The 12,016-nt window shown below is 42.9% G+C and carries 11 protein-coding genes; 7 read left to right on the top strand and 4 right to left on the bottom strand.

The annotated features are described in order from the left end of the window. Positions 1-37: 37 nt before the first annotated feature. The gene (gene clpS, locus AB4482_RS07980) at positions 38-358 is read right to left on the bottom strand and encodes an ATP-dependent Clp protease adapter ClpS (RefSeq protein WP_004737430.1); all 321 of its coding nucleotides are present in this window, start codon (positions 356-358) and stop codon (positions 38-40) included. 585 nt (positions 359-943) lie between these two features. Here clpS and cspD point away from each other — a divergent pair. Next, positions 944-1,165 (top strand): cold shock domain-containing protein CspD, encoded by a 222-nt coding sequence (gene cspD / locus AB4482_RS07975; RefSeq protein WP_004736548.1) that lies wholly within the window; start codon positions 944-946, stop codon positions 1,163-1,165. 327 nt (positions 1,166-1,492) lie between these two features. Here cspD and AB4482_RS07970 read toward each other — a convergent pair whose 3' ends face one another. After that, positions 1,493-3,718 (bottom strand): NADP-dependent isocitrate dehydrogenase, encoded by a 2,226-nt coding sequence (locus AB4482_RS07970; protein WP_372180770.1) that lies wholly within the window; start codon positions 3,716-3,718, stop codon positions 1,493-1,495. 321 nt (positions 3,719-4,039) lie between these two features. On the opposite strand from AB4482_RS07970, the gene AB4482_RS07965 reads away from it, so the two are divergent. Beyond that, positions 4,040-4,768: a pseudouridine synthase gene (locus tag AB4482_RS07965; protein ID WP_372126119.1), complete on the top strand. Its 729-nt coding sequence runs from the start codon at positions 4,040-4,042 to the stop codon at positions 4,766-4,768. A gap of 63 nt (positions 4,769-4,831) precedes the next feature. Here the strand turns inward: AB4482_RS07965 and AB4482_RS07960 are convergent, their stop codons facing one another. Then, a complete protein-coding gene (locus AB4482_RS07960) occupies positions 4,832-5,503 on the bottom strand; it encodes a DUF2057 family protein (protein ID WP_372116047.1) in 672 nt (223 codons plus the stop codon). Between the two features lie 133 nt (positions 5,504-5,636). Then, a complete protein-coding gene (locus AB4482_RS07955; protein ID WP_372082689.1) occupies positions 5,637-6,602 on the bottom strand; it encodes a porin in 966 nt (321 codons plus the stop codon). Positions 6,603-7,115: 513 nt separating this feature from the next. Between AB4482_RS07955 and dinG the strand changes: the two genes are divergently transcribed. The 5 genes from dinG to AB4482_RS07930 all read left to right on the top strand — a co-directional run bounded on the left by dinG (position 7,116) and on the right by AB4482_RS07930 (position 12,014). After that, complete coding sequence (gene dinG / locus AB4482_RS07950; RefSeq protein ID WP_136978344.1) at positions 7,116-9,191, top strand: ATP-dependent DNA helicase DinG; 2,076 nt, start codon at positions 7,116-7,118, stop codon at positions 9,189-9,191. A 128-nt stretch (positions 9,192-9,319) separates the two neighbouring features. Continuing rightward, entirely contained in the window at positions 9,320-10,099 is a 780-nt protein-coding gene (locus tag AB4482_RS07945) for a TSUP family transporter (RefSeq protein WP_017062114.1), read from the top strand. A 22-nt stretch (positions 10,100-10,121) separates the two neighbouring features. Then, entirely contained in the window at positions 10,122-10,670 is a 549-nt protein-coding gene (locus tag AB4482_RS07940) for a primosomal replication protein (protein ID WP_372097852.1), read from the top strand. Continuing rightward, positions 10,660-10,830, top strand: coding sequence for a pleiotropic regulatory protein RsmS (rsmS, locus tag AB4482_RS07935; RefSeq protein WP_017055021.1), 171 nt, complete (start codon positions 10,660-10,662; stop codon positions 10,828-10,830). Before AB4482_RS07940 ends, rsmS begins: the two co-directional genes overlap by 11 nt. A 50-nt stretch (positions 10,831-10,880) precedes the next feature. Beyond that, the gene (locus tag AB4482_RS07930) at positions 10,881-12,014 is read left to right on the top strand and encodes a cupin domain-containing protein (protein ID WP_102319680.1); all 1,134 of its coding nucleotides are present in this window, start codon (positions 10,881-10,883) and stop codon (positions 12,012-12,014) included. Positions 12,015-12,016: the final 2 nt, after the last annotated feature.

Below are 12,016 nucleotides of genomic sequence, written 5' to 3'. Positions count from 1 at the left end.
GTACCTCCTAAGGGAACAACAGTGTTGTTCGAGCAATTTATACTTGCTCCATTGTACATAGTAGCGGATGCTCATTTTCCTTTGAGTACATCGTGACCTGCGCTACCTTTGTTTCCGCTATTTCAGCACTGTATGTGCCGCATATAGCTTTACCTTCATAATGAACCTTGAGCATCACTTCCGTTGCTTTTTCGATATCTAGTGAGAAGAATCGCTCTAGGATCTCGATTACAAAGTCCATGGGCGTGTAGTCATCGTTATTCAACACAACGTTATACATCGCCGGTGGCTTTACTTTTGTTGCTTCTTTCTCCAGTAAATCTGAGCCTGGAGATGCCCATTCAAAGTTTCTGCTCATATCGCTTTGCTAAGGGTTATTTTTCGGAAGTCGTGAGTGTTTACCTAACTCAAATTTACCACATTCACGCTTTACCGTGTACTAAGAAACTGCACCTAGAAACAGTACCAAAAAATATTCCTCTATACTGAGCCTAATCCACCATTTCCATCGCTGCAAATAAAAGATCTCGATTAACAAGATTAACATATGTGATTGATTAAAAAGACGCCATAACTATTGATACTAACGATAAGATTACCGCTAAGTTACTATTTGGTTAATAGTTTGCGGTTAATCTCGAATGTGATTTGTTATTAAAATTGATCACTTTTATACCAATTTACTATTGACTGTGCTCAATCATTAGCTACATTGGAGCTAAAAGGTTTTTTAATACACTTTTGCAACATGAATTAAAATCAGTAACACGCTTCAAAAATTAACAATAAGGAATAATTACGCAGGGTAGCGTTAATTTCCGTAAGCAATGTACGAGATTCAAGCTATTAGCTGAAATTCTTTAGCTGGTAGGAATGATATCAATCGCACTTACAACAATTGATATAACAACGTTAGTAACAAAATGCATGAGGGATGTATAGCATGGCTACAGGTACAGTAAAATGGTTTAACAATGCCAAAGGGTTTGGCTTTATTTGTCCAGAAGGTGAAGACGGCGATATTTTCGCGCACTACTCCACAATACAAATGGAAGGTTATCGAACCTTAAAGGCTGGTCAGCAGGTCGACTATGAAGTAGAAAGTGGACCTAAAGGCTCGCATGCTAGCTCCGTTGTTCCTGTAGAAGGCAGCGCCGCAAAATAGGCGAATGCAAACTCATGTTAACCTCCATCAGTCGTCATTAACGGCTGACAGGTAAACAGAATATTGAAACCGCTCATTTAATACCTGTAACACAGGATTACGTGAGCGGTTTTTTTCGTTTTGGGGGCTCTAAAGTTGCTCACTGGACAATGAGCTCGAAGAGCTACTCCCCTTAAGCTAGGTCTTAAGAAGTATTAGACAGAAAAAAGACGCTTTAACATTATCGTTAAAGCGTCTTTCGTTTTGACTTTATCTATAACTTAGCTATCAGCCTAAGCAACTCGTTAGCAAATCACGCTCATGAGTGACTAACGATGAGTCCAATCACTATGCATCAATAAACGCGTTTAGCGTTGAGCTTGGGCGCATTAGTGTTGAAACCAATGCATCGTCAAGTAGGTAGTAACCACCTAAGTCGCCAGCCACACCTTGAGCGTTGTTCAGCTCTGCAACGATCGCTTCTTCACTTTCAGCCAGTTGACTTGCCACACCTGCAAACTCAGCAGCAAGATCAGCGTCAGCCGTTTGCTCAGCAAGCGCCTTAGCCCAGTATGCCGCTAGATAGTAGTGGCTACCACGGTTATCAAGCTCACCTACTCGACGTGAAGGAGACTTGTTGTTATCAAGGAACTCACCCGTCGCTTTATCAAGCGCATCAGCTAGAACTTGTGCTTTAGCGTTACCTGTTACTACGCTCAGGTGCTCTAGAGATGCCGCTAGTGCCAAGAATTCACCTAGAGAATCCCAACGCAAGTGGTTTTCTTTCTCTACTTGTTGAACATGTTTAGGAGCAGAGCCGCCAGCACCTGTTTCAAACAGACCACCACCGTTCATTAGTGGAACAATCGATAGCATCTTAGCTGATGTACCAAGCTCTAAAATCGGGAACAAGTCAGTTAGGTAATCACGTAATACGTTACCAGTAACCGAAATAGTATCTAGGCCTTCTTTGATACGAACCAGTGAGTATTGAGTCGCTTCAAGTGGAGCAAGGATCTTAATTTCAAGACCATCGGTATCGTATTCAGGAAGGTATGCTTCAACTTTCTTGATAAGCTGAGCATCATGTGCGCGTGACGCATCTAGCCAAAATACCGCTGGAACACCCGATGCACGAGCACGCGTTACCGCAAGCTTAACCCAGTCTTGGATTGGTGCATCTTTAACCTGACACATACGGAAGATATCGCCTTCCTCTACGTCTTGCTCAAGAAGCACAGCGCCTGAAGCGTCAACAACTTGAACCTGACCAGCAGCTTCAAGGATGAAAGTCTTATCATGAGAACCGTACTCTTCCGCTTTTTGAGCCATCAAACCAACGTTTGGTACGCTACCCATCGTTGTTGGATCGAACGCGCCGTTCTCTTTACAGAAATCAATAACCGCTTGGTAAATGCTCGCGTAGCTACGATCTGGGATCATTGCTTTGGTATCTTTTTGCTTACCTTCTGGATCCCACATTTGACCAGAAGAACGCAACATTGCAGGCATAGATGCATCCACAATGATGTCACTTGGAACGTGTAGGTTAGTAATGCCACGGTCTGAGTCAACCATCGCTAGTGGAGGCTGAGTTTCGTATACTGCTTGTAGGTCAGCTTCGATTGCCTGTTTCTGATCTTGAGGAAGTGCAGCGATTTTTGCGTATACATCGCCGATGCCGTTGTTTACGTCAACACCTAACTCTTCAAACAGTTGACCGTGCTTAGCGAACACGTCTTTGTAGTAAACCTTAACCGCATGACCAAAAATCACTGGGTCAGACACTTTCATCATCGTCGCTTTCATGTGAAGAGAAAGCAGTACGCCTTGTTCTTTAGCCGATGCGATTTCTTTTTCGAAGAACGCAACCAAAGCGGCCTTATTCATCACTGACGCATCAATGATCTCTTTATCTTGCAGTGCAAAAGCTGGCTTCAATGTTTTCTTCGCACCATCTTTGCCAACGAATTCAATGCTAACTTCTGTAGCACCTTCAATGGTTACTGACTTTTCACTACCGAAGAAGTCTTTGTCGTCCATACTTGAAACGTGCGACTTAGAATCTGCAGACCAAGCACCCATTGAGTGTGGGTTCTTCTTCGCGTAGTTTTTAACTGAAAGTGGAGCACGGCGATCCGAGTTACCTTCACGCAATACTGGATTTACTGCACTGCCTTTGATTTTGTCGTAAGTCGCTTTTACTGCTTTCTCTTCGTCAGTGTTTGCTTCTTCTGGGTAATTAGGAAGTGCGTAACCTTTTGACTGTAGCTCTTTGATTGTTGCTTGAAGCTGAGGTACAGATGCAGAGATGTTTGGAAGCTTGATAATGTTTGCTTCTGGTGTCTTAGCCAATTCACCTAGTTCTGCTAATGCATCACCAATACGTTGCTCTTCGTTCAAATAGTCAGGGAAGTTGGCAATAATACGCCCTGCAAGTGAAATGTCGCGAGTATCAACGTTAATACCAGAAGAAGCTGTAAAAGATTGAATGATAGGCAGCAGAGAGTATGTTGCTAGCGCCGGAGCTTCGTCTGTAATGGTATAGATGATCGTTGGTTTTTCAGTAGGCATGAAATTTCCCTATAGTTCTTACAAGCTCATTTAAAGTAGTGAGCGTGTTATAAATTGACCAGTAAGCCACTCTAAGAGTGAAAACTGCTTACTCGATAGTCGTACTCTATCTTATTTTTCATACAATCTTGATGACAGCATGAACCAAATCCGTGAGTGCGTTGTTATAATAAAACACGAAGGTATAATTAAACAAATCAGGCTTAAGAGTCCATCAACTTGTTCTATTTTGTGTCTTTTAGGCGCGCAAATGATAGCTCAATTCCGTTTCAGTGAAAACTTTTCAGCACACTTCGTTTACATTTTTGCAAGGTAGTTAACATGTCTACTCGCTCACGCAGCGCATCTCGTTCAGACAAACCGGCTCGTTCTGGTGCAACATTAAAACAAAGCGGTAATAGACAAAGCCGAAGCAGTGATAAGAATAACACTGGCAATTCGCACAACAAATCTCACTCAAGCAAGCACCGATATAAAGGCAAGCCTACCAATGCAAAACCTAAGGTTGCGCTCGAAGATCGCAAAGTAATTCTGTTCAACAAGCCTTTCGATACTCTAAGCCAATTTACAGATGGCGAAGGGAGAAAAACGCTAGCGGACTTTATTCCAGTGAAAGACGTTTATGCTGCAGGTCGCCTTGACCGCGACAGCGAAGGGTTAATGGTCTTAACCAATGATGGGATATTTCAAGCTAAGTTAACTCAACCAAACTCAAAATCCCCAAAGACATACTGGGTACAGGTTGAAGGCGCAACTTCTGAGGAAGATTTAGATAAATTGAGAAAAGGTGTCGAACTAAAAGACGGCATGACACTACCGGCTAAAGTAGAAGTGATGCAAGAACCTGAAGTGTGGGATAGAAATCCTCCAGTCCGCTTCAGAGCCGCGATACCGACAACATGGTTGGCTATTACAATCATTGAAGGACGTAACCGCCAAGTAAGACGCATGACAGCCAATATCGGCTTCCCTACCCTACGTCTTATCCGCTATTCAATGGGCAACATGAATGTGGGGCAGCTACAGCCTGGTGAGTGGAAAGAGATTTAACTCATAGCAATATAAAAAAGCAAGATATTTATTATATCTCGCTTTTTTACACATGAAGATTGATTACTCTTGATCAATCATCCACTTACGGAATTCTTTGCGCTCTTTTTTAGAAGCTTTTAGATACCAAGCTTTCAATTGCTCGACATTTTGAGTAACACTTCCCACAACGCTTGGGGCAGTTTTAAGATCTAGTTTCGGAGTATCCGATTGAGTTGTAACTGGAGAGGGAACTATCGCAGTAGTCGTGGCAGTGACTAACGCACCATCGACAAACGTGATTCCTCGTTGATCGTTATGTTCTTTTACAAGCTTGTCCATTCCCATAAATGGAAGTAGACCTTTCTTGCCTTGAAGTAACTCTTGTTGATAGACAAGTTCGTTACCGTCTTGAGTTAAACGCCAATCGGGGTTTTGCTTTCTGAAAGCTTTTTCCGCTTCGCTTTTACTTCGAGCAACCGGGTGATCCAATTTAATTTCATTCCCACCTGCTTCAAACGTTAATAAATATGGCTTAGAAGTAAATACGCTATTACCACTACCACGACCAACTTCTTTGTCCATTCGGACAACAACTTGAGTCGTACCATTTCTTATTATATTCGTCCCCAATTTAGAATCAGCCTCTACACCATTAATGTAAAGAACAGAGACACCTTTGCTAGGAACCAGAGTTATAGCATGTGCAGAAAATGCAAGCATAGTTAAAACAAAGAATAATTGCTTTTTAAACATCACAGAGATTGACTCCTTTCATCAGGCACGTTGCCAAAAATAATTAAGTAATTATTATATGAAATATTAAACTGTAAAAATAAATAAAGCCACCCTGAGGTGGCTTTATAAGAAAGTTTTTAACTAAACTCAATTAGAAGCTAGCTTTAACACCTACAGCAACACCAGTGTCCGTGTTTTTCTGGTCTGTACCACCAACTTCAATGTAAGCCGTAGTGTTCGGAGCAAAGCCGTAACCAGCATTTACAAACCAGTTGTCGGCGTCATTGTCATTGTTGTCACTATCAGAAGTGCTGTAGCCAGCACCGATAGTTACTGCATCAATAGTGTAATCAGCAGCAAAAGCGATAGTATCTGCATCTACTTTTACAACTCCTGTATCCATTGTTGTCGCGTAATAGCCCAACTCAAGATTCAAGCTTTCAACGCCAGAGAAACGAGCTTCTAATGCCCAAATAGCGTCGTCCGCGCCAGGCGCCATCTTTTCCAATTCTGCGTAGCCATAGTATGCAGTGAAATCAAAATCAGCTACACGACCACCAAGTTTAAGATCGTAATACGCTCCATCTTTGCCAAGAGCATCTGTGCTGTCATTCTCATCTTGAGCAAGAGATGCTGTAGCATAGAATGTCCCTGTATCGATATCATAACGAATCATTTCATCTTGACAGAACTCACTACCATTTTCGAAGAAAGAGCTCACACCAAACTGGTAATCAGAACCAACACCAGCATCGTCTAGCGCGCCACACGTACGACCAACCTTCACAGAACCGTAGTTTTGAGTATATAAAGCCACATAGACATCACCAACATCTGCAGATGTAGAAGAACCGCCAGTTACTTCACCAGATGCTCCATCAAACTCCCAATAACCGCCAAAAGTTAGCTCGTCATTAAGCGCATAACGAACATCAAATCCAAAGTCAGCATCTTGAATTTCTTGCTGGAATTCTGAATCTTTTGCAAAACCTTTAACGTAAACAACTTCGATGTCGCCACTTAGGTTAACAGATAAGTCTTCCTGGTTGTAAATTTCGATTGCTTGTGCCGATGTTGCTGCAAACATAACACTTAGTGCTAATAGAGTCTTTTTCATAATAAATCCACTGCCTTTTCTAAGAATGGGAGATCCTTGCCCGGTTCCCTTTTATTTTTATGACTGGTCATTACCACTCTTTGTTGGTTAATCACCGTCACTAAATTTCGAGGTCTAGATTGCAAAAGATTATCCTGCGTGTCAAATAAACTAAAAACAGACCTAAAAAAAACACAAAGCAATCAAAATCAACCACTTACATTTTTTTTCATTGTTTTACGAGCAGCTTATCCTTAGTTTTATCAGGAAATATAATAATCCCAAAAAAGAACAAAACAGCATTTAACACCACAAACAACTTGTAAAAACGCCACATCTCAGGATTTAACACCTACAAGCAAGTCTTTTTTAATATTTATATTTCACAACATAAATAAAATAGTTAAGTTCCTGATGGTTCAGTTTTTTTTTGTGAACAAGATCTACCTTTGATTCAAAAGCAAGCTATTTCACCGTAAATGTACCGACTAGTGATATGTGCTACTATCCTCGCTCCGTTACGTAGGTCACAGTATGCTAACTACTAAAATTCAAAAATCTATTCGCACCAGTTATCAAAACCTCCAAGATCAGTTGGACAACTTTGTACCTCGACGTGCTCAAAATTACCTTGTTGCAGAAATAGCGAAGACACTTTGTGGTCAATACCACAAAAGTAATCGCATGATTGTTGCAGAAGCGGGAACCGGGATCGGGAAATCACTGGCTTATTTAATGGCAACTATTCCTGTCGCTGTGCTCAATAACCGAAAAATAGTCATATCAACGGCGACGGTTGCGCTACAAGAACAGCTCGTCAATAAAGATCTCCCTCTATATAGAAGACTGACTGATCGAGAGTTTTCTTTCATATTAGCGAAGGGCAGACAGCGTTATTGTTGTTCCGAAAAGCTAGCCGCTGCCTGCGGGGTTGATGGCGGACAAATGGCCATGTTCGAATCTAAGCCAAAGAAGAAGGATATCGACCAACTTCAAACCATGTATCGTAGCCTAACCCAAGGTAAATGGGATGGTGACCGCGATTCGTGGCCAAAACCCATCGACAACATGATTTGGCAGATGATTGTTAGTGATAAGCACAGCTGTAATAACAGTATGCCTACTCATAGAGACTGCCCTTTCCAAAAAGCGCGCTCAGAGCTAGATAAAGCAGACGTGATTATCGCCAATCACAGTTTAGTGATGGCAGATGCTGACTTAGGCGGCGGTGTGATACTGCCTGAGCCAGAAAATAGCATCTATATATTCGATGAAGCTCACCATTTACCGCATGTAGCCAGAGATCACTCTTCTGCGGCGGCAAGTCTAAAGGGTGCCGCTTCATGGTTAGAGCGTTTAAACCAATCCATCACTAAGCTTTCAGGCCTCGCTGACGAGAAACGTGTCCACCGGTTTCGAAATGAACTGCAAGACTCAGTGCAACAGCTGATCCCTACCCTGACTCAAATGAGTAAACAGTTTGACGCTAACCACTTTGAAGACGGCTTGTATCGCTTCGAACATGGCGACTTACCAGAGTGGCTTGAGAATGAATCTAAAGATCTCAAGCAGCTCACGCAAAAAGCGAGCCAAGCCGTTGCGAAGATTGCAGACCTAATTGCAGAACGAGTTAAAGACGGCGAGCTTTCAGCAAAACTTGCAGAGCCGGCACTGGCAGAAATTGGCTTCTATATACAAAGAACAGAGAACCTTGCTCAAGTTTGGCGCTTAATGGCTGAACCGAAGAGAGAAAAAGGCGCTCCTTTGGCTCGTTGGCTCGAACTGAATAAAGAAAGCGAAGGCGATTTCGTTGTGAATGTTTCGCCACTAGAGGTAGGTTGGCAACTGGATCAACAAATCTGGAGCCGCTGTGTGGGTGCCGTATTAGTATCTGCGACCATGAGGGCGCTCAACTCTTTCAGCTTTTTCTGTCATCAAGCCGGTATCAGCCAAAAAGCAGAAGATGGCGTACAGTTTTTGGCTTTGGCATCACCGTTTGATTACCAGAATCAAGCTGAGCTGATCGTTCCGGCAATGAAGTACGAACCACAAGCACCTCAGTTTACCGAATATCTTATTGAAATTTTGCCTAAGGTAATAGAAGACAAAAAAGCCAATCTCGTTCTATTCTCTTCTTACTGGCAAATGAACAAAGTTGCAGAGGCTTTAACAACAGATTTCGTTAAAAAGTCGTGGGCATTGCAGGTTCAAGGCGATACTTCACGAACTGAAATTCTAAAAAAACATAAAAAGCTAATAGACCAAGGTAAAACCAGCGTTCTTTTTGGAACTGGCAGCTTTTCTGAAGGTCTTGATCTACCGGGTGAGCTTCTTGAAAACCTCGTTATTACCAAGATTCCTTTTGGTGTTCCTACCTCTCCCGTAGAGCAAGCACATTCAGAATATATTGAATCACGCGGTGGTAACCCTTTTATGCAGATTACTGTTCCAGATGCGAGTAAAAAGCTTATTCAATCTGTGGGTAGACTACTGCGTAAGGAAAGAGATTCTGGTAAAGTCACGATCCTTGATAGACGCATAGTAACGAAGCGATACGGAAAGTCCCTACTCGATTCACTACCGCCTTTTAAAAGAACAATAAAATACTAATATCCCCTGCCCTTGAGGTAGTTATGGGCCTTCATCGCTAGGCCCTTGCATTCACAACCCAACATGACTAATCCATCGGTTTTTCATGTGGCTGCCCTATCAGCCGATAACGAGAACACTAGCTATTTATGGAAATGATTGAGCCAACCATGTTGGTCATACTTGCTCTGGTTGCATTTGCAGCAGGCTTTATTGATGCTGTCGCAGGTGGCGGAGGGATGTTAACCGTTCCAGCTTTGCTATCGCTTGGCCTGCCGCCACACATTGCACTCGGAACTAATAAGCTGGCCGCAACGTTTGCTTCATCTACAGCTGCATTCACTTACTACCGTAAAAAGCTGTTCAAGCCTGAGTGTTGGGTCAATGCATTCATATCTACTTTAATAGGTGCGACCATCGGCACACTCACTGTTGATGCCATTAGCACCGAGTGGTTAGAGAAGGTATTGCCGTTAGTCATTCTTGCCGCAGCGGTCTATACCATTTTTCATAAGACTCCAGATGTGAGCCATAATGTGTCTCCTAAGCCATGCCCTGTGCTTAAGAGAAAACAAAAGTACCAAGGATTCATTCTTGGCTTTTATGATGGGGTTGCTGGCCCAGGAACTGGCGCGTTTTGGACGGTAAGCTCTATGGCGCTTTATCGCTTAAACATCTTACTTGCCTCTGGTCTATCCAAAGCCATGAACTTTACCAGTAACTTTACCTCTTTGGTGACCTTCGCGATTCTTGGTCATATTGATTGGGTTCTAGGTTTAACCATGGGCCTTTGTTTGATGGCTGGAGCGTTCGTTGGCGCTCACTCTGCTATTCGTTTCGGTGCTACATTTATACGACCTGTGTTTGTTACCGTAGTAAGCGTACTTGCAATTAAACTGGCATATGAAGCTTGGTTTGTGAACTTATAGGCAATAGCCAACGGGGAGTGAGATGAATCAATTTTCAAAGCTAAAAAGTGTCATTGATACCTTGATTGGCCATTGCTCGCAGGTTGATAAATCTCGAGGAGCTTATCATCAAGCCTTGTTTGACCGAGCCTTATTTAAATGTGGCGCCTCTGTTTTGCTTCCCTATGCACTTGAAACTCAGGCAACGTACCGCACCATTGTACGTGAACAAACCACAAATCAACTGACCGCATCCAGAGCCAACTACCTGACAGAAAAGCTGACAAATCAGATTGCAGCAATCCAAAGAGAGTTAGCCAACCACGATTTACGCTTGGACCGAAAAAGTAAGTCAGGGAAAACCCTTAACGACCTATACAACGAACTCGCTCAGCACCAAGACTGGCAAAAGCGATTGATCGATTTAGTCCGAGTAAGAAAGTTAGCGTTTGATTCTGCGCCTCGCCACAGTAAGAAAAAAGCGGAAGAGGCTTGGCAGTTAGCAAAAGAGCGATTAGAACGCTGTGAAGACTCAATGAAAAATATTGAGAGACTGATTAACTTAGAGAACCCTAAGCGAAATGAACACTGATAACACACCATCACCACTGGATAACGCACCAGAAGAAGTTAAATTAGCTGTCGACCTGATCTATCTGCTCGAAAGCAACGAAATCGATCCAAAAGTCGCGTTAGAAGCAATCAAAATTGTCCAGCAAGATTTACAAGCCAAACTAGCATCTAGCATCTAGCATCTAGCATCTAGCATCTAGCATCTAGCATAAAAATATACAGGATTCACATGTACCAACTTAGCTTTTCTATGCCCGAGTTTCTTGAAAACTACTGGCATAAAAAACCAACCATCTTAAAGGGTGGCTTCCAAAACTTCGTCGACCCAATTTCGCCGGAAGAACTTGCTGGTTTATCGATGGAAGAAGAAGTGGATTCTCGCTTTGTCTCTAACCTCGACAATCAGTGGACTGCAGAACACGGTCCATTCTCTGAAGAAAAATTTGGCGAGTTAACCGAAACTCATTGGCAGCTGATCGTTCAAGCAGCGAACCACTGGCACCAAGGCGCAAATCAACTGACTGAGGCGTTCCAAGCGTTACCAAACTGGTTATTCGACGATCTCATGATCTGCTACTCAGCACCTGAAGGCGGCGTAGGCCCACATATTGATCAATACGATGTCTTCATCATTCAAGGTCAAGGCAAACGTCAATGGAAGGTTGGCGCTAAAGATGTTGGCCAATATAAAGAGACTGTCCAAGCTTCTGCACTTCGTCAAATTGAAGGTTTTGACCCAATCATCGATGAAACTTTAGAGCCGGGCGATATCCTTTATATCCCACCAGGTTTCCCACATGAAGGGAACACGTTAGAGCCGTCAATGAGCTACTCTATTGGCTACCGCTCGCCTAAAGAACAAGAACTGATCAGCAACTTTGCCGATTTTGTACTTGCACATGATATGGGTGACGTTCATCTTCACGATCCAGAATTCAAAACGCAAGATGGCTACGGAAAAATTCGTTCATCGGATTTAAGCAATCTCACAGACATGTTGAAATCTGCACTAGAGCAACCTGAAACCATCAGTGAATTCATGGGTTGTCTGCTAAGCCAATCACGCCACCAGCTTGATATCGTTGCTCCAGAGCCACTATGGACTCAAGAAGAGATCGCTCAACACTTAGAGTCTGAAGGTGAGATTCACCGAGTATCAGGCTTAAAGGCGCTCTACCACGAAAATGAAAGCAACACTGCTTACATCAATGGCGAAGTGGTTAAGGTTGATGAAGCGGATTCTTCGTTACTCAACATACTTTGCGATGAGACCATGATTACCTCGGCTACTGCCCTATCTCCTTCGGGCATAACTGTCGTGACTGAATTGGTCAACAAAGGCTACTGGTTTATCGAAGAGTAAGC

The organism is Vibrio sp. 10N.222.55.C7, assembly GCF_041473335.1.
Classification (GTDB): Bacteria; Pseudomonadota; Gammaproteobacteria; order Enterobacterales; family Vibrionaceae; genus Vibrio; species Vibrio crassostreae_C.
This window is presented reverse-complemented; position numbering and strand designations above follow the sequence as displayed.